Origin of the sequence: Rhizobacter sp. Root1238 (assembly GCF_001425825.1) — a bacterium.
In the GTDB taxonomy this organism is placed as follows: domain Bacteria; phylum Pseudomonadota; class Gammaproteobacteria; order Burkholderiales; family Burkholderiaceae_C; genus Rhizobacter.
This window is the reverse complement of record NZ_LMDM01000021.1, coordinates 21,891-44,528: the sequence shown is the minus strand read 5'-3', so window position 1 is coordinate 44,528 and position 22,638 is coordinate 21,891. Positions and strand designations below refer to the sequence as shown.

Below are 22,638 nucleotides of genomic sequence, written 5' to 3'. Positions count from 1 at the left end.
CAGCGAGACCTGCATGAACTCTGATTCCATCGACCGTTCCTGGCGCGCACTGCCGGCGCTGCGTCTGCCGCTGTCGGGCTTCCTGGAGGAGCACGGGCAGGGCGTCGACAACCTGCTGGCCACGCTGGTGCGCCGCATCAACGCCGGCAACCTCGCCTACCTCGGCGTGCCGGCCGACCTGGTCTACCGCCTGGCCTGCCTGTGCAGCCGCTGGTCGCCGGACCTGCAGGAGTTCATCGCGCAGGTGCTGGAGCGCAGCGGCAACCTCGATCACTTCCTGACCCAGCCCGCCGCGACCGACCATCATCCGGAGATGTACGGCCTGCTCGAAGCCAGCATCACCGCGGCCGAGTTCGCGATGAACGCCGACCACGATGCGCGCAGCCGCAAGCCGCTGCCGCCGATCGTCTCGGAGCTGCAGCAAGTGTGCTCGGCCAGCGCGTTCCTGTTCGACCTCGGCAAGGTGTTCAGCGAACACGCCGGCCAGGACCTGCCGCGCAGCGCGCGCCGCCAGCTGCACCCGCACGCCGATTTGGCGCGCTGCTGGCGCAGCAGCTGGACCACGCTCGCGCGCCGCAATCCGATCCTCGCCGCCTGGCTCGACCAGGTGGCCAGCCGCCGCTCCGGCGCCACCGCCGCCGTGCGTGCCGCGCGCGCGCTGACGCACAACGCGGTGCGCGCCAGCTGGCGCAGCGACAGCCAGTTGCTGCCGGTCTGATCTGACAGGCCGCCCGGCAGGGGCGGCGCACGGATCCCGGCGCCGCAGGCATGCGGCTTGCCGCCGTTCGGGCATCGACCCGAACCGGAGCGCAGCATGCCGACCAAGACTTCCAGCAAGACCTCGCCGACCACCAAGACCGCCAAGACCGTGAAGGCCGACCGGCCGCATGCCGACGATGGCGAAGCGGTGGCCGTGAAGCAGCGCCGCATCCAGGCGATCCAGGACCACGCCGACGCGAAGAAGGCGCCCGGCGGCAAGCCGGCCGACAAGGCCCCGGTGCAGGCCGGCGCGCGCGAGCAGCCGGTCAAGCTGCCGGCGCAGCACATCGAGAAGCCGGGGCTGGAGGCCGAACTGCAGCTGAAGCCGAAGTTCCTCGCGCCGTACTACGAAGGCAGCCACAAGTTGCAGGACAGCGCGACGTTGATCACCGGCGGCGACTCCGGCATCGGCCGCGCGGTGGCGGTGCTGTTCGCCCGCGAAGGCGCCGATGTCGCGATCGTCTACCTGAACGAGCATGAAGACGCCGAGGAAACGAAGCGCTGCGTCGAGGCCGAAGGCGGCCGCTGCGTGCTGATTCCCGGCGACGTGCGCGACCCGGCGTTCTGCCGGCATGCCGTCGACCAGGCGGTCAAGGCCTTCGGCAAGATCGACGTGCTGGTCAACAATGCCGCGTTCCAGGAGCACGCCGAGTCGATCGAGGACATCACCGACGAGCGCTTCGACGAGACGCTGCGCACCAACGTCTACGGCTACTTCCACATGGCCCGCGCCGCGTTGCCGCACATGGGCAAGGGCAGCGCGATCATCAACACCGGCTCGGTGACCGGGCTGGAGGGCAGCGCGCACCTGCTGGACTACTCGACCACCAAGGGCGCGATCCACGCCTTCACGAAATCGCTCGCGAGCAACGTGCTGCAGCGCGGCATCCGCGTCAACGCGGTGGCGCCGGGGCCGGTGTGGACGCCGCTGAACCCGGCCGACTCGCCGGCCGAGAAGGTCGCCGAGTTCGGGCAGAGCACCGACATGCGGCGCGCCGCGCAGCCCGAGGAGCTGTCGCCGGCCTACGTGTTCCTCGCGTCGCCGGCGTGTTCGGGCTACATCACCGGCATCGTGCTGCCGGTGACGGGGAGTGTCGGCGCGATCTGATCCGGCTGGCTTCGGCGGTGAATACTGTATATATTGACAGTATGCCGCCGAAATTCAATCCCATCCAGCCTCGCCCGCCGATCCAGCCGCTCGTGCCGATGCCCGCGCCCGGCGCCGCCAAGGGCCGCGGCACCACCTGGGCCATCGAGCACCGCTTCACGACGCAGGGCGGCGAAGATTTCGACGACGGCTGGGGCACGCTGGACCAGCAGGCGAGCGAAGAGCAGCTGCCGCCCGCCACGCAGATCATCGAGGAGCGGGTCAAGAGCATCCTCGCGAGCAACGAATCGCCCGACGTGCACTTCGACCTGTCGATCAATCCGTACCGCGGCTGCGAGCATGGCTGCATCTACTGCTTCGCGCGGCCGACGCACAGCTACCTCAACATGTCGCCCGGGCTCGATTTCGAGACCCGCATCATCGCGAAGGTCAATGCCGCCGAGCGGCTGCGCGAGGCGTTCGCGAGCCGCGCCTACGAGCCGCAGATGCTGAACATCGGCTCGGCCACCGACGCCTACCAGCCCATCGAACGCAAGCTCGGCATCACCCGTTCGGTGATCGAGGTGATGCATTCGTGCGACCACGCGTTCTCGATCGTCACCAAGTCGTCCGGCGTCGAACGCGACCTCGACCTGATCGCGCCGATGGCCGCGCGCGGCCTCGCGGCGGTCTACGTGTCGGTGACCTCGCTCGATGCCGGGCTGTCGCGCATTCTCGAGCCGCGCGCAGCGTCGCCGCAGCGCCGGCTGCGCACGATCAAGACCCTGGCCGAGGCCGGCGTGCCGGTCGGAGTCAGCATCTCGCCGGTGATCCCGTTCATCAACGAGCCCGAGATCGAGCGCATCGTCGAAGCCGCCGCCGAGGCCGGCGCCCGCTCGGCCTTCAGCATCATCCTGCGGCTGCCGTGGGAGGTGAACCCGCTGTTCCAGCAGTGGCTGGACCAGCATTTCCCGCAGCGCGCGGCCCGCGTGATGGCACGCATCCGCGACATGCGCGGCGGCAAGGACTACGACGCCACCTTCAGCAAGCGCATGAAAGGCGAGGGCGTGTGGGCCGAGCTGATCTCGCAGCGCTTCCACAAGGCCTGTGCGCGCCACGGCATGAACCGGGTGCGCACCGACCTCGACCTGACGCAGTTCCGCAAGCCGCGGCTGCCACCCGCCAACGGACAACAAGAGCTGTTCTGAGCCGGTTCAGTCCTTCAGGTCGGGCTCGAAGAAGATCCAGCGGATCGACGGAAAGGCGGTGCGCAACCCGGCCTCGACGCGGTTGATCGCGTCGATCAGCGCCACGTCCGACGGCTGCGGTGCCATGCGGGCCTTCACCGCCACCATCACGTCGTTGCCGAGCTGCTGCGTCAGCAGGTTGTAGATCTGCGCCACCTCGGGCTGCGCGGCGATGTGCGCGCGCATCGCGGCCAGCACCGTCGGCTCGGCGCTCTGGCCGACCAGCAGCGACTTGACCTCGGTGCCGACCAGGATCGCGACGACCACCAGCAGCACGCCGATCACGATCGAGCCGACGGCATCCCACATCGGGTTGCCGGTCAGCACCGCCAGGCCGATGAAGCCGAGCGCCGCGACCAGCCCGCCGAGCGCCGCCAGGTCCTCGCCGAGCACGACGATCAGCTCGCTCTGCCGCGAGCGCCGGAACCACTGCCACAGCGTCTGCGTGCCGCGGCCCTTGTTGATCTCGCGCAGGCAGCCCCACAGCGAGACGCTCTCGGCCGCGACGCCGAACGCCAGGATGGCCATCGCGACGCCGGCGTACTTCACCGGCTCGGTGTCGTGCAGCTTGTGCACGCCTTCGTAGATCGAGAACAGGCCGCCCATGCTGAACAGCATCAGCGCGACGATGAAGCTCCAGAAGTAGATCGCCTTGCCGTAGCCGAGCGGGTGGTCGGCGGTCGGTGCCTTCTTCGCTTCCTTCAGGCCCCAGATCAGCAGGCCCTGGTTGCCGCAGTCGGCATACGAATGGATGGCCTCGGCCAGCATCGACGACGAACCGGTGAAGACCGCCCCGACGGTCTTCGCGATCGCGATCGCGAAGTTGGCACCGAGCGCGAAGAAGATGGACTTGAGCGAATCGGACGAAGCGGACACGGCAGGACGGGCGAGTCGATCGAGCTGGCGACTTTACCTGCGCGTCGCGGCACGGCCTCTCTCGACCGTGAAAACGCCAAGGCGGGCGGGAGTCCGACAGCTCGAACCAGGGGGCGCGAGCAGGCCCCCGAAACAGGGGGACCGGGCTGCGGCGTCCGTTCGAATGAGGATGCGCAGCGCCATCGGGTGGCGTCCACTCGGCCTGTTTCCCCCGAGGCGCCCCGATGATCGACGAGTACCTGAACCTCGACATCCGACTGTCCGACCACGTCCGCTCCGCGGGCGAGGAACGCTTTCGCGTGCAGGTGATGGCGTCGCCGGTCGGCGAGCAGGAGAAGGAAGAAGAGGTCCGCGTGCCACCCGACCTGGCGCAGCAGCTCGCGGCGCTCGACGCGCGCCGGCTGGGCGGCCAGCGCGGCGAGCTGGTCGCGCTCGGCCAGCGCATCGGCGACCTGCTGCTGCCGCCGAAGGCGCGCGAGTTCTTCACCAACTCGCTGGCGCGGCTGGGCGCGACGCAGGGCCTGCGCCTGCGCATCAAGTGCAGCGCGATCGAGCTCGACGCCGTGCCCTGGGAGTTCGCCTATGTCGAGCGCGGGCTCGACGACAGCGGCGACGCGCTCGGGCTGCGCGGCTTCCTGGTCGGCGACAGCCGCGTCTCGGTGGTTCGCTACGAGGTCTGCTCGCAGCTCGCGGTGCCGGTGCAGGGCCGGCGCGCCGGCTGGCGGCTGCTGGCGGTGCCGTGCGAGCCCGAAGACCGCCGGACGCCGGGCCAGCCCCTGCAGGTCGACCAGGAGCTGCAGAACCTGCGCGAGGCGATCGCCGGCGTCGCGGGCCTGGAGATGAGGGTCTGCCAGCCGGCCACCCGCGAAGCGCTGCAGCGCGTGCTGCTCGACGGCACCGAGATCTTCCACTTCAGCGGCCACGGCGAGTTCGTGACGCCGGCCCACGGCGGTGCGCCGTCGGCCCACCTGGTCATGCAGCGCGACGACGGTGCCAGCGACCCGTGGGAGGTCGACGCGCTGGCGCGCTCGCTGGCGTCGAAGGGCATCCGGCTCGCGGTGCTCGCGGCCTGCCAGTCGGCGCGCAGCGACGGGCGCAACAAGTGGGCCGGCGTCGCGCCGTCGCTGGTGCGGGCCGGCATCCCGGTGGTGATCGGCATGCAGTACTCGGTGTACGACGCGAGCGCGGTCGCGTTCTCGAAGATGCTGTACCTGGCGCTGTCGCGCGTCGACACCATCGACGAGGCGATGGCCGAGGCGCGCGGCGCGATCCTGAACCTGAACCTGCCCACCGGCCGCGATTTCGCGACGCCGGTGCTGTACATGCGCATCGCCGAAGGGCATGAGCTGGGGCTGCGGGCCGCGCTCGCGGTGCCGGCTGCCGCGCCGCCGGCCGCGCCGCCCGCCGCCGCGAAGTCCGGCACCAGCAGCGAGGTGGCCATCGTGCTGTCGGAGATCGCGGAGCTGCACGACCACAAGGTGGTGCACGACGCACTGCACTCCGCGCGCGGCGACTTCAACATGATCCAGCTGCGGCGCGACGAATTTCCGGCCGGCAGCTCGGTCGCGCAGTTCTCGGCGCACTGCCGCGACATGAAGAAGTGCCTGTTCGACGTGCGGCGCGTCGCGCAGCAGGAGCGTTGCGACGCGCAGCTGATGCAGCCGCTGATCGCCGAATTCGCCGCCGCGCTCGGCACGCTGGAGCAGGCGCTGGTCGAGCGCTCGCTCGAGGGGCTCGACGATGCGCTGGCCGCGTTCGACACGCTGCTGACGGTGCAGCCGGCGCTGGTCGACACGACGATGGCCTCACTCGCCAAGCACCTGGACCTGGAGCTGCTGCTGGCCTTCCTCGGCAGCATGGGCGCCGATTTCGACGCCGGCGCCGTCGAGGAGATCCGCGCGCTGGGGGCCAGGCTGCGCAAGGGCGCCACGGTGCACACGCTGTGCCAGGGCCTCGACAACCGGCTCGCGGTGATCCGCAAGGCGGCCGAGGCGCAGCGCTTCCACGAGATCCGCCGGCAGTGGCGGATGCTGTCGGATTCGATCGCGCGCATGCTGCCCGACTGGACCTCGGCCGGCTGCGCCGACCTGGGCCGCCATGCCGAGCTGCTGCGCATCGGCGTCGCCGCCAACGATGCGCTGTCGACCTGCACCGCCTTCGGCGAGTTCTGCGACGACTTCGACTACGGCTTCTACACCATCGACACCGACCTGAAGAACCTGTGCGGCGACATGAAGGACCGGGTGTCCGGCGGGCGGCGCGCATGAACCTGCCGGAGCGACTGCCGTTCCAGACGATCGCCGAGTTCCAGGAGGTCCACGAGGCCTTGATGCTGCGGATGGACCAGGTGGAGATCGAGGCCGACGTGATGGCCGAGGTGGGCGACGCCCGGGACGACGGGCACGCCGAGCGCGAGCGGCAGCACCTGCTGGGCATGTTCCCCGACGTCGCCGCGTTCCTGCAGCGCGGCGCGGCCGGCGGCGCCTACCTCGACGAGACCCGCGAGCGGCGCGCCTGCCAGGCGATGCTCGACTACTGGGCCGGCCGTTGCTACAGCCACGGCCTGGACGTCACGCGGCCACTGCTCGTGCCGCACGACCCCGCGCTGCTGCCGCAGCTGTCGGACGAGGCCTGCCCCTACCTCGGGCTGGCCGCGTTCGGCGAATCCGATGCGAAGCATTTCTTCGGCCGCGACGACCAGATCGCCGCGCTGCTGGAGCGGCTGCGGCGGCAGCGGCTGCTGATCGTCACCGGCGCGTCGGGCAGCGGCAAGTCGTCGCTGGTGCTGGCCGGGCTGCTGCCGGCCTTGCGCAGCGGTGCGGTGGACGGCAGCGCCGGCTGGGTCTACCCGCCGCCGTTGACGCCGGGCGTGACGCCGCTGCGGCAGCTGGCCCACGCGCTGCTGCTGGCGGCGGGTGGCCCCACCGAGCCGGACGATGCGACGATCGCCGACCACGCCGCGCGGCTGCTGCGCGACCCGGACCATGCGGTCGCGATGCTGTCGCCGCTGGTGCAGCCGGCGGCGCTGGTCGTCGACCAGTTCGAAGAGGCGCTGACGCTGCGCACCGAGCAGACCTCGGCCTCGCACCTGGCGTTCGTCGCCGCGCTGTGCGCGGTGGTCGACGCGCCCGGCGCGGCGCACCGCGTCGTCGCGACGATGCGCAAGGACGTCGAGCCGCAGCTGGCGCGCGAATACCCCGACCTGAACCGGCGCTACGGCGAGGCCGAGTTCTCGGTGTATTCGATGGAGGCCGCGCGGCTGCGCGAGGCGATCGAGCGCCCGGCCCAGCAGGTCGGCCTGAAGTTCCAGGCCGGGCTGGTCGACGAGCTGATCAAGAGCGTGGTCGGCGAGGACGCGAGCCTGCCGCTGCTGCAGTTCAGCCTGACCTCGCTGTGGGCGCGGCGCAAGGGCAACCTGATCACGCGCGACGCCTACCGCGAGGTCGGCAGCCCGCGCCAGGCGATGGCCGAGGCGGCCCGGCGGGTGTACGAGAACCAGCTGTCGCGCGAGCAGCAGCTGGCCGCGCAGAAGGTGTTCCTCGCGCTGTCGCGCCCCGGCGAGGCGGCCAGCGTGTTCCGCAGCCGCGCGACGCGGCGCGTGCTGCACGGCGTGGCCGACCCGACCAACGTCGAGGCGGTGCTCGACAAGTTCGTGCGGGCGCGGCTGGTGCGGCTGACGCCGGCCGCGTCGGGAGACCCGCTGGACGACGTGGCCGAGGTCGCGCACGAATCGCTGCTGCGCAACTGGGACCTGCTGGACCACCTGTTCGCCGAGCAGCGGGTGGAGCGCGAGCGCCGCGCCTTCCTGCGCAAGCAGGCCGAGAAATGGCGCGAGGGCGATTTCGACAAGGCGTTCCTGCTCGGCGGGCTGGCGCTGGAGCAGGCCAATGCGGAATTCGACCGCGGCGCGATCACGCCGCTGGAGCGCGAGTTCCTCGATGCGAGCGATGCGGCGGAGCTGGCGCTGCAGTACGCGCGGGCCGACGAGGAGGCCAGGCGCATCGCCGTCGAGAGCGAGCGCGCCGACCTGGCGGAGGCGCGCGAGTTGATCGCCAGAGAGGCCAAGGCGGCCCAGGAGCATGCGAACCGCCGCATCGCGAAGCGGCTGCGCTGGGCCACGATCGCCGGCTTCTCGGCGCTCGGGCTGTTCGTGCTGGCGATCCTGGGCTGGATCGCCACGTCGGCCGCGCAGAAGCAGGCGGAACGCGAGAAGGACAGGGCGAAGGAAGAGGCCGTCGCGCTGCTCCGCAGGGCGAAGGCGGACGCCCAGGTGGCCTATGCCAATGCCAACGCCGCCCAGGTCGAGGCCCGCAAGATCAGCGAGGCCGCGGTGAAGACCAGCGAAGAAGCGACGCAGGTCAGCAACGAGGCGCGGCAACAGGCCGCGACGGCGCAGCGGCAGACCGCCGCGGCGAACGCGGCCACGGCGAGGGCGGAGCGCCAGCGCGACGACACCTGGCTGTCGATGCTGGCCTCGCGCGCCGGCAGCGTCGCCGCGGTGAACGCCGAGCAGAGCCTGGCGCTCGCCAACGACGTCGTCGAGCACGACCCGCTGCGGCAGAACGCGGTGGCGCCGGCCGTGATCGAGGCGACGCAGTACCGCTGGGCCTCGCAGCGGCTGACCCGGGAGCAGCTCGGGCCGGTCGACGCGCTGGCGCTGGCGCCCGACGGCCAGCGCCTGCTGGTGGCAGGGGCCGACGGCATCGGCGAATGGGAACTCGGGCTGCCGGCCTTGCGGCCGCAGCGCCGCCTGGCCTGGCCGGCGACGCCGGGCACCGTGCACCACGTCGCCTACGGCCCGAACGGGCAGGTGGTGGCCGCCACCGACGCCGGCGTGGTGCTGTGGCCGGCGCCATCGACGGCCACCGCCGCGGCGGCGCCGCGCGCGCTCGACGGCAGCGGCGATGTCGGCCACCTGGACTTCAGCCCCGACGGTCGGTTGCTGGCGGGCATCACCGCCGATGCGAACGAACTGCGGGTGTGGTCGGTCGACGACGGCAGGCTGTTGTTCAGCCGGCGCCCCGAGAACGTCGACACCGGGCTGGTCGGCGGGCTGATGGGCGCGGTGTTCCGCAACGGCGGGCAGGAGATCGTCGCGGCGCAGCGGCCCGGCTGGCCCGGCTTCGGCGTGCGCCTGTTCAGCTACGACGCCCGCGGGACGCTGGCCTCGAGCGTCGACGCGCAGCCCTGCAAGGACCTCGGCTATGCCTTCGCGCAAGGCGGCGGCACGCTGGGCGTGTCGGTCATCCCGCAGCTGTGCCTGCTCGACCTGCAACGCCTGCAGGGCGAACGGCGGGTGCCGTACCAGCACATCGACCGCAGCGAATCGGGCGGCGTCGACGACATCGTCATCAACCGCGACGGCCGGCGCATCGTCAAGCTGCTGCGCGGCGCCGGCGAGGTGCAGGTGTCGGACCTGGTGTCGACCGGGCTGTGGCGCCTGCAGGGGGCGTTCGACATGCCGGTGCGCGATTCCTACGAGTCGCTGGTGAGCCTGAGCGAGCAGGGCAACCGGCTGGCGATCAAGGCGGCCGACGACGCGGTGCGCATCTACGACCTGCGGCCGCGGCTGCGCCCGCTGGGCGACCGGGTCGCGCCCTGGTGGGTCAGCCGCGACGAGACGCGCATGCTGGTCGCGATGCGCGGTCCGGCGGGCGACGGGCTGGAACTGCGCAGGCTGCGCGACGGCCAGCTGCTGCAGCACCTGGACACCCCCGACCTGCACGACTCGCCGGCGGAGATCGGCGTGTCGCCGGACGAGTCGCAGCTGGTGCTGTCGGGCCGCTGCGAGAGCGCCGAGCGGCGGTGCCTGAGCGGCTTCGACCTCGCGAGCGGCCGGCCGTTGTCGCGGCACCGGCACGATGGCGTGATCGCCCGTGCCGACGACCTGCACCTGGTGCGCGACGGCGACGAGTGGCTGCTGTACACCGCCGCCGAGCAGCCGGTGTTCCGCATGCCCGAGCCCGAGGGCGCTGCCCGGGAGAGCCGCGTGAGCCGCGCCAACCCGCGCGCCGATGCGCTGGTGCTCGGCCACGCCCGGCTGTTCGCGACCAAGACCGTGCTGCCGGGACGGGTGCGGATCGAGGTGCAGGCGATCGAGCAGGGCGTGGCGCGGGTGTTGCGCCGCATCGAACGGCCGGCGCCGGACGGCATGAACATCGCGCTGCTCGGCGGCGGCGGGGTGCTGCAGCTGAGGGACGCGCGGCACACCGAGCTGTGGGACTTGCGCAGCGATGCGCCGACGCCGGCGATGGAGCTCGGCGCGTCGGCGCGCGGCCGGCTGGTCGTCAACGAGGCGACCGGCCTCGTCGCGCTGCGCACTCCGTCCGGCTGGGACCTGCTCGACCTGCACGGCGGTGCGCTGCTCGGTGGGCTGCGCGCCGAGATGGACGTCGACCCGAGCGGGCGCCATGCGTTCGGCCAGAGCGCGTCCGGCGACGGGCTGGAGCTGCGCCTGCTCGACGACCCGGCGGCGCCGCCGATCGTGCTGAAGGGCTGGCCGGCGCAGCCGGCCTTCAGCCGCAGCGGCAACGTGATGGCCGTGCGCCTGCAGGACCAGCAGCGGCTGCGCCTCTACCGGCTGCCGTCAACCGAGCCGGTGCTCGAGACCGACCTGCAGGGCTTTTCCGCGACGCAGCTGACGCCGCAGGGCGGCTACATGGTCGACCGCAACGGCCGCATCGTCCCGACCGACGGCCGGCGCGTGATGGAGGAAGCGCAGGCCCAGGCCAGCCGCGACCTCGACCCCGGCGAGCGCTGCCGGCTGCTCGGCGCGCCGGTCGGCTGCCTGGGCAAGAAGCTCACGCCGCGGCGGGCTTCTTCCAGCTCGCGCTGACCTTGATCGAGCCGTTGGCCTCGCCCTTGGTGAGGCAGGGGATGCCGGCCTCGCCCTTGAAGCCGAGGTTCAGCTCGACGCTCCAGCTGTCGGGCTGCGTGGCCTCCAGCGCCTCGCGCACCGGCCGCGTCACCGCAGACAGCAGGCTGCGCATCTCCTGGCCGATGTCGCGCACCTTGTCGGCCACCACGCCGCGTTCGACCAGGCCGCCGCGCTCGACGAGGCCGGCGGGGGGCGGCGTCACGATCACGTCGGTGGCATCGACCTCGACGCTCAGCAGCACGCCGTCGATCAGGATCTCTCGTGTGGCCATCGCGGTTCTCCCGGCGCGTTGCCGCGCGAAGTTCAGGGCTGCACCGAGCATAGGCCGCCCGGGCCGCGGCGCCGTCGTCAGGGTTGGGGATGCGCCGCCGCCGCGTTCAGCGCGAGGCCTGCGGTAGCGGCCGCACCGTCAGGTACGTCGGCTGGCCGGTGGCGTTGCCGCGCAGCAGCTTCAGCACGCAGTCGCGGTTGATGCGGCTCGCGTCGAGCGCCTGGTGCAGCCGGTCGACCGATTCGATCGCCAGGCCGTCGATGCCGATCAGCAGGTCGCCTTCGCGCAGCCCGGCGCGCGCCGCCGGGCTGCCGGGCTCGACCGCCGAGACCCGCACGCCGTGCGACTGCGCGAGCCCGAGGCCGACGACGATGCGGCGGTCGAGCGCCGTCGTGCTGCCGCCGACGCCGAGGTAGCCGCGCTGCACCCGGCCGTGCTGCAGCAGCTGCGGGATCACCCATTCGGCGATGTCGATGGCGACCGCGAAGCTGATCGACTGCGCGCCGCGGATGATCGCGGTGTTGACGCCGACCACCTCGCCGCGCGAGTTCAGGAGCGGGCCGCCGGAGTTGCCGGGGTTCAGCGCGGCGTCGGTCTGGATCACGTCGGGGATCAGCCGCCCGGTGCCGGCGCGCATGCTGCGGCCGAGCGCGCTGACGATGCCGGCCGTCACGGTGTGCTCGAAGCCGAGCGGGTTGCCGATCGCGATCGCGATCTCGCCGCGCCGCAGCAGCGCCGAGCGACCGAGCGGCAGCGGCGTGAGCCCGCCGCGCGACATGCCGTCGATGTGCAGCAGCGCGAGGTCGGTGTCGGGATCGTCGCCGACCCAGCGCGCGTCGAACTCGCGGCCGTCGCTCAGCGACACCCGCTGGCGCGTGACCTGCGGCGACGGCAGCGTGGCCGCACCGGCGCGCGTCACGTGCGAGTTGGTCAGCAGGTAGCCGTCGGGCGTGAACAGGAAGCCGGAACCCCCGCCGACCGCGGCATCGCGGTTGCTGCTGCTGCCGACCAGCTTGACCGACGCGACGCTCGGCCCGGCGCGCTCGACGACGTCGGACACGGTCTGTGAATAGGCATCGAGCAGAAAGCCGTCGTTCGCACCCACGGGGAGATCCTCCAGACTGCCCATCTGGGAGCGGATCCCCGCGGTTTCAAGTCGGTGCTATCCCGCCACCACGCGATCGCGGCCTTCGGCCTTGGCGCGGTAGAGCGCCTCGTCGGCGCGCTGCAGCAGCTGCTCGGCGTTCTCGCCTTCGCGGGCCGTCGCCAGGCCGATGCTGACGGTGATGTGCAAGCCGTCGGAGACATCGCCCCAGCTCTCGCCGGCCACCGCGCGGCGCACCCGCTCGGTGATCGCCAGGGCGGTGGGCGGCTCGCTGGTCGCGAGCAGCAGCAGGAACTCCTCGCCGCCATAGCGGCCGATGCGGTCGTCGGCCCGCAGCGAACGCACCGCGCCGAGCACGAAGCGCCGCAGCGCGGTGTCGCCCACGAGATGCCCGTGGCCGTCGTTGACCTGCTTGAAGTGATCGAGGTCCATCAGCGCGACCGACGGCCGCGCGCCGGCCCGGAGCGCGTCGTCCAGTGCGCCGAGGATCGCGCGGCGGTTCAGCGCGCCGGTCAGCTCGTCGCGCGTCGCCAGCGCATGCAGCTGGTTCTGCGCCTGCGCGAGTTCGCGGTTGCGCGTGCCCAGCAGCTGCCGCACCGACGCACCGTACAGCCCGACCACCGCACAGCGCCCGATCGCCAGCGACAGCCACATGGCCGACAGCGCCGCCTGCCACGGCGTGGCACACGGCAATGCCGGCGCGCTGCGCGCCAGCCCGATCGCAAGCGCCAGCCCGAGCGAGATCGCGATCCACAGCGGCATCAGCTGGCGCGGGGTGAGCCGCAGCGCGCTGAACGCGAACACGATGAAGACGATGGTGATCGACAGCACGCCGACCTCGGGGGCCAGCACCACCATCACCAGTTGCAGGCCCGCGGCCGTCAGCATCTGCGGCCCGGTCAGGTACGGGTCGGCGAAGCGCTCGCTCCAGCCGCGGTGCAGCATCAGGTAGAAGGCCCCGCCGGCGAGCGCGCCGCCGACCAGGCAGACCCACGGGGCGAGCAGCCCGACCGCACCGGCGGCATGCAGCAGGAACAGCAGCACCGCATCGATCGCGCAGCTGCCGACCCCCATGCGCAGCATGCGCATGCGCTCGCCGCGGCGGCGCAGCGCGCGGGCCTCAGGGTCTTCCGGTGCGGTCGGCGGCAGGTGGCTGCCGGCGGCGGGGAATGGAACGGTTTGCAGGCTGTGGGGCAGGGTGGGCACGCCTTCAATCTCGGCCTTCAAGGCTGCTTCTTGAGCAGGCGGCGCGTGCCATCGTCCACGGCCGCACCACCGGGGGGCGCGCGGCCGTGCATACCTCACGCGAAGGGGGAGGGCGTGTGCCTGCAGCGCCTCAGGTCGTGGCCGGCGCTGCCGATATCCCGCGATGGAAAGCCGTCGCCCGACCGTTGGACCGGGCTCGAACGGTTGCCGGAGTTTCGAATTCGAATGACCTCGCTCAATCCCACCTGGCGCGCACTACTCGGCTGGCTGCTGGCCGGCGCGCTCGCCTGCGCGATGGTGGCCTGGGCGATGAAGACGGCGTCGCGCGCGCAGCTGCGTGCCGATGCGGAACACAGCGCGTTGCAGTGGGCCAGCTACGTGCGCGACACGGTGCCCGAACTCGACACCATCTTCGCCGGCGGGCCGTTGACGCCGGCCGCCATCGAGCAGCTCAACCGCCTGCGCCACCTGGGCGAGGTGTTCCGCTTCAAGCTCTACGACCCGCACGGCCGCGAACTGCTGGTGTCCGAGCAGCTCGGGCTCGGCGCCGACGAGCTCGCACGGGCGCGCGCCGCCGCACCGCTGGACACGCTCGCCCGCAGCCCCGAGGTGCGCGACCTGGTGCTCAGCGGGCGCAGCATCGTGTACCTGCGGCACGGGCAGCGCGTCGACCGGCCGAGCGTGTACAGCGAGGCCTACATCCCGGTGCAGGGCGGCAACGGCAACATCGGCGGCGTGGTCGAGGTGTATGTCGACCAGGCCGATCGGGCGGCGCGCATCGCGTCGGCCTTCCTGCGGGTGGCGATCGCGGTGGTGGCGGCGCTGGCGCTGCTGCTCGGGCTGAGCCTGTGGCAGTGGATCGTGCGCACGCGCCGCGAGCGCCAGGCCGAAGACAAGGTGCGCTACCTGGCCGAACACGATCCGCTGACCGGGTTGATGAACCGCGCGAGCTTCAATGCCGCGCTCAGCGAGGCCGAGGCACGCTCGCGTGCGGGCGGCCCGAAGTTCGCGGTGCTGTGCCTGGACCTCGACCACTTCAAGCTGATCAACGACACGCACGGCCAGGCGGCCGGCGATGCCTGCCTGTGCAGCGTGGCGACACGGCTGCGCGAGGTGGTGCGGCAGTTCGACCTGGTGGCGCGGCTGGGCGGCGACGAGTTCGCGATCCTGCAGGGCGGCGTGCGCGGCTCGGACGACGTGTCGTCGTTCGCGCAGCGCGTGGTCGAGGTGCTGGCGGCGCCGCACGAGCTCGGCGATGCCCGCGTCGACGGCGGCGCGAGCGTCGGCGCGGCGATCTACGGCACCGACGGGCTCACGCGCGACGAGCTGCTGCACAAGGCCGACCTGGCGCTGTACCGCGCGAAGGCCGACGGCCGCGGCCAGTTCAGCTTCTACGACGCCGCGATGGATGCCGAACTGCAGCTGCGACGCGCGCTGGTGCACGACCTGCGTCATGCGATCGCGGCGGACCAGCTGACGCTGCACTTCCAGCCGCTGTTCGAGGCCGAGGCGCTGCGCCTGAGCGGCTACGAGGCGCTCGCGCGCTGGTCGCACCCCGATCGCGGCGCGATCTCGCCGGCCGAGTTCATCCCGCTGGCCGAACAGGCCGGGTTGATCGAGCCGCTCGGCCGCTGGGTGCTGCTGCGCGCCTGCGAAGAGGCGGTGCGCTGGCCGTCGCAGTTCGACGTCTCGGTGAACCTGTCGGCCGCGCAGTTCCAGGGCGACCTGGTCGGCGTGGTGTCGGAATGCCTGGTGCGCTCCGGCCTCGCGCCGCAGCGGCTGCAGCTGGAGATCACCGAATCGCTGCTGATGCGCAACACCGAGCAGGTGCTGCAGACGCTGCGGACCTTGCAGGCGCTCGGCGCGCGCATCGTGATGGACGATTTCGGCACCGGCTATTCGAGCCTGGCCTACCTGTGGCGCTTCCCGTTCCACAAGGTGAAGATCGACCGCGCGTTCACGCAGAACATGGAGCGCGACCCGAAGGTCGACCTGATCGTCGGCTCGATCGTCTCGCTGTCGCATGCGCTGGGCATGAAGGTCAATGCCGAGGGGGCCGAGACGGCGTCGCAGCTGGCGCGGCTGCGGGCCCACGGCTGCGACGAGATCCAGGGCTTCCTGCTCGGCCGGCCGGTGCCGGCGCACCAGCTGCGGCACGACGATCCGCAAGGCTGGCGGTCGCCGCGCAGCGAGCCGCGACTGAGCACGCTGGATCCGGTGATCTGACCGGGCCCTGGACTTCGTCGCACGACAATGCGGCCATGACCGATTCGACGTCCTGGCTTCTCTTCTTCCAATCGCTGCTGATCGGCCTGTCGATCGCGGCCCCGGTCGGCCCGATCGGGCTGCTGACGATCCAGCGCACGCTCGATGGCGGCTGGCGCGCCGGCCTCGCGACCGGCATGGGCGCAGCAGCGGCCGACACCGTCTACGGCGCGGTCGGGGCCTTCGGCGCCACCGCGCTGATCGCGTGGCTGGTCGGCGCGAAGCTCTGGCTCGCGGTATTCGGCGGACTGGTGCTGCTGCGGCTGGCGTGGTCGGGCTGGAACCAGGCGGCCGGTGACGACGCCGGTGCTGCGCCGGCCCCGGTGCCGGCGCTGTGGAGCTGCTTCGCGACCACCTTCGCGCTGACGCTGTCGAACCCGATGACCATCGTGTCCTTCATCGCGATCTTCGGCGCGATGAGCGCGCAGGTGGCCGGCGGTTCGCCGCTGGTGATGGTGGCCGGCGTGTTCGTCGGCTCGGCGCTGTGGTGGCTGCTGCTGTCCGTCACGGTGGGTCGGCTGCGCCACAGCTTCCGGCCCGCGTGGCGGCGGGCGATCAACAAGGCATCGGCATTGCTGCTCGCAGGCTTTGCGCTGTGGCAGTGGGGCGGCCTGCTGACCCCGTTGCTGCATTGATCCGGCGCCGCGCCGCGCCGCCGATCAGCAGCAGGCCGACGCCCCACAGCGCGAGCGTGGCCGGCTCGGGGATCGGCGAGATCAGGTAGGCGTGCCCGTAGCCGCTGTTGACGACGAACTGCCCCTGGTCGTTGATGCCGGTCACGGTGCGGAACCAGTCGCCGTCGGCCAGCGTGAACAGGCTGTTGACGTCGATCACGCCCTGGCCGTTGGCGCCGGTGATGAATGCGAAGTCGCGACCGAAGCGGAGGTTGTGGATCGTGCCCGCCACCTGGCCGAACTCGTTGATGCCGGCGGTGTCGCTGAACGACGCGGGGCCGTACTGGCCCGAGCCGCCCAGGTTGCCCTGGGCGTAGTTCGCGACATGCGAGAAATCGAGCGGCTTCACGGTGCCGGAATCGTTGCCGATGTAGGCGTTGCGGCCGATCTGGTCCTGCGGCCCGATGTAGGTGCCGGCGATCTGGCCGGCGTTGTTGATCGAGCTCTCCTGGTAGTGCACCGCCGCCGGCAGCGCCACCGGTGCGCTGCCGTTCGCGCCGGTCACGAAGGTGCCCGCCTGGTTCAGCTCGCTGAAGCCGATGTGGCCGACCACGCGGCCGGCGTCGTTGAGGCCGTTGCCGAACAGCGGCTGGCCGTTCAGGCTGCCGAGCGAGCGCATCGCCTGGCCGTTCGCATCGGTGATGAAGCCTTGCTGCGGGTCGAGCGAGTCCGGATCGCTGGAGAACGGGCCGCCGCCGGTGCGGCCGATCACCTGGCCGCTGGCATTGATCGCGGTGGCGATGCTGTTGACCGCGCCCAGCGTGCCCAGGTCCTGCATCGGACCGGTGCTGCCGCGCAGGAACGCGTGGAAGCTGCCGCCGGCCGTCTGGGCCGTGCCGACCACTTGGCCGGCGTCGTTGATGCCGTACGCCTTGCTCCAGCTGCCGCCGAGCGTGCCGAGGGCGGTCACGCCGCTGCCGTTGGCGCCGGTGCTGAAGGCGCGATAGTCGCCGACCGACGACCAGCCGTTGAAGCCGTTCGTGTACGCATAGCCGCTGACCTGCCCGCTGTTGTTGATGCCGGTCGCGTACATCCCGTCGCCGGGGCTCAGCTGGCCGATGTCGAACAGCTGGTACTGCGTGGTCTGCGCGTGGGCGGTCGCGGTGCAGGCGAGGCCGGCGGCGAGCGCCAGCGAGGCGAGGAAGTTCGGAGTCTTCATGTGGTTTCCCTGGTTGTGGTGGCGCGACGGCCACGCCATCCGATCAGCAGCAGCCCGCCCGTCCACAGCGCGAGCGTGACCGGCTCGGGGATCGGCGAGATCAGGTAGGCATGCCCCAGTGCGGTGTTCGCGATGAACTGGCCGGCGTTGTTGACGCCGGTCGCGTAGATGAAATGGTCGCCGTCGCCGAGCGTGAACAGGCTGTCGAGGTTGACGACGCCCTGGCCGTTGGCGGCGGTGATGAAGGCGAAGTAGTCCGCGATGCGGCCGTTGTTGAACGTGCCGGCCACCTGGCCGCTGTCGTTCAGCGCGAGCGCCTGGCTCTGCGAGATCGGACCGTACTGGCCGAAGCCGCCGAGGTTGCCGAACTCGTAGTTCGCCACGCCGTGGAAGTCGAGGTGGGTTTCGGTTCCCCCGGGCGTGCCGACGAAGGCGTCCGTGTAGGTGAAGTCCGATCCGTACGTCCCGGCCACCTGCCCGTGGTTGTTGATCGCGTTGACGCGGCTGGTGTCGGCGAAGACGCCGCTGGGCGAGGTGGCATTCGGGCCGGTCACGAAGCTGGTGTTGAGGTAGGAGTAGCTCACGCCGCCGGCGACTTGGCCGCTGTCGTTGATGTCGTGGCCATGCAGTGGCTGGCCGTTCAGGGTGCCGAGGGCTTGCAGGTTGCTGCCGTTCGGGCCGGAAACGAAGCCACGCGGGTCGCCGCCCATCGGGTCGATCGCGACACCGACGACCTGGCCGCTGGCATTGATCGCGGTGGCACTGCTGCTGATGCTGCCGGCGAGTGTGCCGATGTCGTTGAGCGGGCCGCCGGCCGTGCCGATGAAGGCGCGGAACCCGCCCGACGCCGTCTGCGAATCGCCGACCACCTGCCCGGCGTTGTTGATCCCGAACGCGCGGCTCCAGCTGCCGCCCAGCGTGCCCAGGCCGGTGAGGCCGGTGCCGTTCGCTCCGGTCACGAAGGCGTTGTACAGGTTGCTGGACGAATCGCCGTTGCGGCCGTCGCCATACGAATAGCCGACGACCTGGCCGAGATCGTTGATGCCCGTCGCCCACATCGCCTGGCCGGGCGTCAGCGAACCGAGATCGAACAGCGTGTAGTCGGTGGCCTGCGCGGGCAGCGATGCCGCCAGGCCGCAACCGAGCGCAAGCGACGCCAGCAGGCGCGCGGATGTCTTCATGGTTCTCCCCCTTGAACGCGCGCCGCGGCGCGAACCTGAGACGACTGTAGGAGCCGGCCCTGGCACCAACAAGGCGGATTGGCGCGACTCGGCGTAGGTGCGCTCCTACGGTCGTATCGGCTCGTTACCGTGGGTGGGATCGCCACGCGGGCAGTAGCATCCGACGACGTGAACGAAGGAGTGCCGATGGATCAGGTGATGCGGGCCTTGCGCGAAGAGTTTTCGGACCTGGGCGATCCGCAGCAGATCACGCGTGTGCTGCTGCGCCTGACGCTCGCGGCGCTGCTCGGTGGCGTGCTCGGCTACGAGCGGCAGAGCCAGGGCAAGGCGGCCGGCGTCCGCACGCACATGCTGGTGGCGATGGGGGCGGCGCTGTTCGTGCTGGTGCCGCAGCAGGGCGGCATGCAGGTGGCCGACCTGAGCCGCGTGATCCAGGGCGTGGTCGCGGGTGTCGGGTTCCTCGGGGCCGGCGCGATCCTGAAGCTGCGATCGGAAGAACAGGTGCTGGGCCTGACGACCGCGGCCGGCGTCTTCATGACCGCCGCCATCGGCGTGGCCTGCGGGCTCGGGCGCGAGTCGACGGCGTTGCTGAGCACGCTGCTCGCGCTGATCGTGCTGGCGCTGGTGCCGCGCATCGTCGACCGCGGTTCGAAGCCGAAGTAGCCATGCGCTGCGAAGCCATCGCCACCCATCCCGATTTCCGCCGGCTGTCGACGATCGCCGGCGTCGCGGTGGACCTGCGCTACGCCAGCGTGCGCAATTTCGTCGGGCGCGACCTGTATGGCGCGCTCGATTGCGCCTGGCTGCACCGGCTGGCGGCCGACGGGCTCGCACGGGCCGCGGCCCGGCTGGCCGAAGCGGCGCCGGGGCACCGGTTGCTGGTGCTGGACGCGCTGCGCCCGCACCGCGTGCAGATCGAGCTGTGGGATCACCTCGACGGCACCGGCCTGCGCCAGTACGTTGCCGACCCGGCGCGCGGTTCGATCCATTCGTTCGGCATGGCGCTCGACGCGACCGTGCTCGACACGCAGGGCCGCGAGCTCGACATGGGCAGCGGCTTCGACGAGATGACGGCGCTGTCGCATCCGGTGCTCGAAGCGGCGCACCTCGCGAGCGGCGCGCTGACGCCGGCGCAGGTCGGCCACCGCCGGCTGCTGCGCGACGCGCTGACCGCGGCCGGCTTCAACGGCATCGACAACGAATGGTGGCACTTCGAGATGCTCGACCGGCATCACGTGCGGCAGCAGTTCATGCGAGTGGATTGACGGCCGCTCCCGCTATCCGCACGCCTTCAACGCGTCGCGCACGGGCCCCGGCCCGGTGACGCCGGGCGGGATGCCCTGCTTGTCCATCTCTTCGAGGATCGGCAGCGCGAGCCGCTGCTGGGCGCAGGCCGCGCCGGCATCGCCCGGCTGCTGCCGCGCCTGCAGCGCCACGCCCAGCAGGTGGTGCGCGAGGCCCTGGTGGTGGTGCACGTAGTTGTCCTCGCGCAGGCCGGCCGGCAACGCGGCGAACGACGCCACCGCCTCGGTCAGCACCGACACGCCGCCGCGCGCGTCGCGGTCGGCCAGCAAGGCCTCGCCGAGCGAGGTCTGCATGCTTGCCACGTCGGCCTGGAACTGGGTGTTGCCGGGGTCCTTCGCGCTCAGCCCGCGCATCATGTCGAGCGCGCGCCGTGCGTGCGCCACCGCCTCGGGTGGCTGATCGAGGCGGCGCAGGCACCAGGCGATGTTCTCCAGGTCGGTCGCGACGTGCCGCTCGAGCGACGTGTTCTGCGGGTTCTTCGCCACCAGCCGCTCCAGCACCGCCAGGCTCTTGCGGAAGGCGGCGAGCGCGAGCTGCGCGCTGGCGGGGGTGGCGTCGCGCTGGATCAGCTGCTCGCCGCGCGTCGAGTAGTTCGATGCGAGGTTCAGGCCGGCGTCGGTGTCATCCGGGTCTCGCGCGACCAGGGCTTCCAGCTGCGCGGCGGCGTCGTCCGAGGTCTTCAGGTAGGTGTCGATGTCGCCCGAGAACATCTGCACCTGGCTCAGCTGCCCGTACAGCGTGGCGCGCAGCAGCTGGTACACCCGGTTCGACCGGTCGGCGGCCGCCAGGTCGTCGGCCACCGCGATGCCGGCGCGCAGCGTGCGCACGGCCTCGGGGAACTTGCCGATGAAGCCGAACACCGCGCCTTCGCGCTGGTGCGCGACCGCCGCTTCCTGCTGCGCGTCGCGGTACACCGCATCGTGCGGGGGACGCGCGGCGAGCACCGGCGCCAGCAGCTCGATGGCGCGGCCGTAGCTCCTGAGCGCGCCTTGCGGATCGCCGAGGCTCGCCACCCCGGGCCGGCCCTGGATGTCGCCGATGTTGCGGTAGCCGTTCGCCAGCTCGACCTGCAGCGCCGGTTCCTGCTGCGCCTCGGGCGCGATGCCTTCGAGGTACGCGATGCCGTTCTCGACCAGCAGCTTGCGCGCCGCCGTCGAGCCCGGCAGCACGCGGATCGCGTCGTGCATCGGGATCATCATCGAGCTCGCCAGCTTGCGCACGTTCGCGAAATGCCGCTCTGCGCGTTCGCGCTGGCGGTGCGCCTCGTAAGCCTGGTAGCCGGCGAACGCGATGCCGGCGACCAGCGCCAGGTTGGCGAGCATCACCGCACCGACCGCCGCGCGGTGGCGCAGCACGAAGCGGCCGGCGCGGTAGCTCCACGCGCCGCGGCGCGCCTGCACCGGCAGGCCTTCGAGGTGGCGGAACACATCGTCGGCCATCGCCTCGGCCGAGGCATAGCGGTGCAACGGATCCTTGCGCAGCGCCATCAGCACCACCGCATCGAGGTCGCCTTCGAGCTGGCGCCGCCGCGCGCGCGGCGCATCGTCGAGCGCGCGACTCGGCGGCGGCGGCTCGGTGTCGCAGATGGCACGCGTCAGCGCGTAGTTGTCTTCGGTCGCGCTGCCATAGGGACTCGCCTGCGTCAGCAGGCGGTACAGCACGACGCCGAGCGAGTAGATGTCGCTGGCCGCGGTGACCGCTTCGCCGCGCACCTGCTCGGGGCTGGCGTACTGCGGCGTCAGCGCGCGCATCGCGGTGGCCGTGCGATCGCCGGCGCCGGCGTCCAGGCGTTTCGCGATGCCGAAGTCGACCAGCTTCACGACGCCGTCGCGACCGACCAGGATGTTGCCCGGCTTCAGGTCGCGGTGCACCACGCCCTGGCGGTGCGCGTAGTCGACCACCTGGCAGAGGCTTCGGAACAGGCGCAGCCGCTCGGCCACCGGCAGCGCGTGCTCGGTGCACCAGGCGTCGATCGGCAGGCCGCCGTCGACCAGGTCCATCACGACGTAGTGCGCGCCTTCGGGCGACACGCCGGCGTCGAGCAGCTTCGCGAGGTTCGGATGGTCGAGCGTCGCGAGGATGCGCCGTTCGGCATGGAAGCGGTCGAGCAGGAAGCGGGTGTCGGCGCCTTCGCGCACGATCTTCACCGCCACCTGCTGCTCGTACTGGCCGTCGGCGCGCTCGGCGCGGTAGACCTCGCCCATGCCGCCGCGGGCGATCAACGCGATCAGGCGGTAGTCGCCCAGGCGCTGGCCGCTCGCGTCGTGCGGCGCCGCGGCGGCTTCGGCCGACAGCGCATCGAGCAACCCGGCCGCGGGCGACTGGTCGAGCGGGCCGGTGCCTTCGGCCGCGGCGACCAGCGATTCGAGCTCGGCGCGCAGCGCGGCATCGTCGGGGCAGGCCTGCGCGATGAAGTGCCTGCGTTCGCGCGGGGGGCGCTCGAGCGTGTCGGCCAGCAGCTCCTTCAGGCGCTGCCAGCGTTCGCGGTCGAGGGTCATGGGCTGGTCGGGCGCGGGATCGCAAGCGGCGTTGCCGGTCCCGGCCGCGCGGTCGTCGCCGCTGCGTGCAGTTGCTTCCATCGAGGCTCCCTGTCCGCCCGGTGGGGGCGGGGAGGGCGAGCTTACCT

The 22,638-nt window shown here is 71.7% G+C and carries 16 protein-coding genes; 9 read left to right on the top strand and 7 right to left on the bottom strand.

From position 1 onward, the window contains the following. The first annotated feature begins 13 nt into the window (after positions 1-13). The 3 genes from ASC98_RS16445 (at position 14) to ASC98_RS16435 (ending at position 3,054) form a co-directional block, all read left to right on the top strand. Entirely contained in the window at positions 14-718 is a 705-nt protein-coding gene (locus ASC98_RS16445; RefSeq protein WP_056808201.1) for a hypothetical protein, read from the top strand. A gap of 96 nt (positions 719-814) precedes the next feature. Continuing rightward, a complete protein-coding gene (locus tag ASC98_RS16440; protein WP_056808203.1) occupies positions 815-1,867 on the top strand; it encodes an SDR family oxidoreductase in 1,053 nt (350 codons plus the stop codon). Between the two features lie 98 nt (positions 1,868-1,965). Further along, complete coding sequence (locus tag ASC98_RS16435) at positions 1,966-3,054, top strand: PA0069 family radical SAM protein (RefSeq protein WP_056808273.1); 1,089 nt, start codon at positions 1,966-1,968, stop codon at positions 3,052-3,054. A gap of 6 nt (positions 3,055-3,060) precedes the next feature. Here ASC98_RS16435 and ASC98_RS16430 read toward each other — a convergent pair whose 3' ends face one another. Beyond that, positions 3,061-3,969 (bottom strand): cation diffusion facilitator family transporter, encoded by a 909-nt coding sequence (locus tag ASC98_RS16430; protein WP_056808204.1) that lies wholly within the window; start codon positions 3,967-3,969, stop codon positions 3,061-3,063. A gap of 224 nt (positions 3,970-4,193) precedes the next feature. On the opposite strand from ASC98_RS16430, the gene ASC98_RS16425 reads away from it, so the two are divergent. Further along, complete coding sequence (locus tag ASC98_RS16425) at positions 4,194-6,236, top strand: CHAT domain-containing protein (protein ID WP_056808206.1); 2,043 nt, start codon at positions 4,194-4,196, stop codon at positions 6,234-6,236. Continuing rightward, complete coding sequence (locus ASC98_RS16420; RefSeq protein ID WP_056808208.1) at positions 6,233-10,804, top strand: WD40 repeat domain-containing protein; 4,572 nt, start codon at positions 6,233-6,235, stop codon at positions 10,802-10,804. Before ASC98_RS16425 ends, ASC98_RS16420 begins: the two co-directional genes overlap by 4 nt. Here ASC98_RS16420 and ASC98_RS16415 read toward each other — a convergent pair. From ASC98_RS16415 to ASC98_RS31110, 3 genes are all read right to left on the bottom strand, one after another. Next, the gene (locus ASC98_RS16415) at positions 10,770-11,117 is read right to left on the bottom strand and encodes a CU044_2847 family protein (RefSeq protein ID WP_056808210.1); all 348 of its coding nucleotides are present in this window, start codon (positions 11,115-11,117) and stop codon (positions 10,770-10,772) included. The two genes, ASC98_RS16420 and ASC98_RS16415, sit on opposite strands and share 35 nt — an antisense overlap. Positions 11,118-11,223: 106 nt before the next feature. After that, on the bottom strand, positions 11,224-12,222 hold the full coding sequence (locus ASC98_RS16410; RefSeq protein WP_369820450.1) for a S1C family serine protease: 999 nt from the start codon (positions 12,220-12,222) through the stop codon (positions 11,224-11,226). A gap of 57 nt (positions 12,223-12,279) precedes the next feature. Beyond that, the gene (locus ASC98_RS31110; protein ID WP_056808213.1) at positions 12,280-13,449 is read right to left on the bottom strand and encodes a sensor domain-containing diguanylate cyclase; all 1,170 of its coding nucleotides are present in this window, start codon (positions 13,447-13,449) and stop codon (positions 12,280-12,282) included. A 204-nt stretch (positions 13,450-13,653) separates the two neighbouring features. On the opposite strand from ASC98_RS31110, the gene ASC98_RS31105 reads away from it, so the two are divergent. Both ASC98_RS31105 and ASC98_RS16395 read left to right on the top strand, forming a co-directional pair. After that, positions 13,654-15,654, top strand: coding sequence for a bifunctional diguanylate cyclase/phosphodiesterase (locus ASC98_RS31105; protein WP_082541927.1), 2,001 nt, complete (start codon positions 13,654-13,656; stop codon positions 15,652-15,654). Between the two features lie 35 nt (positions 15,655-15,689). After that, positions 15,690-16,328 (top strand): LysE/ArgO family amino acid transporter, encoded by a 639-nt coding sequence (locus ASC98_RS16395; RefSeq protein WP_056808216.1) that lies wholly within the window; start codon positions 15,690-15,692, stop codon positions 16,326-16,328. On the opposite strand, the gene ASC98_RS16390 is transcribed toward ASC98_RS16395, so the two are convergent. Continuing rightward, complete coding sequence (locus ASC98_RS16390; RefSeq protein WP_056808218.1) at positions 16,249-17,526, bottom strand: HAF repeat-containing protein; 1,278 nt, start codon at positions 17,524-17,526, stop codon at positions 16,249-16,251. The genes ASC98_RS16395 and ASC98_RS16390 overlap by 80 nt on opposite strands. Then, positions 17,523-18,707: a hypothetical protein gene (locus tag ASC98_RS16385; RefSeq protein WP_056808219.1), complete on the bottom strand. Its 1,185-nt coding sequence runs from the start codon at positions 18,705-18,707 to the stop codon at positions 17,523-17,525. Before ASC98_RS16385 ends, ASC98_RS16390 begins: the two co-directional genes overlap by 4 nt. Positions 18,708-18,893: 186 nt before the next feature. Between ASC98_RS16385 and ASC98_RS16380 the strand changes: the two genes are divergently transcribed. Next, positions 18,894-19,370, top strand: a complete 477-nt coding sequence (locus ASC98_RS16380; RefSeq protein WP_056808221.1) for an MgtC/SapB family protein — start codon at positions 18,894-18,896, stop codon at positions 19,368-19,370. 2 nt (positions 19,371-19,372) lie between these two features. Continuing rightward, positions 19,373-19,972 (top strand): M15 family metallopeptidase, encoded by a 600-nt coding sequence (locus ASC98_RS16375; RefSeq protein WP_056808223.1) that lies wholly within the window; start codon positions 19,373-19,375, stop codon positions 19,970-19,972. A gap of 12 nt (positions 19,973-19,984) precedes the next feature. Here the strand turns inward: ASC98_RS16375 and ASC98_RS16370 are convergent, their stop codons facing one another. Then, a complete protein-coding gene (locus ASC98_RS16370; RefSeq protein WP_082541928.1) occupies positions 19,985-22,591 on the bottom strand; it encodes a serine/threonine-protein kinase in 2,607 nt (868 codons plus the stop codon). Positions 22,592-22,638 lie beyond the last annotated feature (47 nt).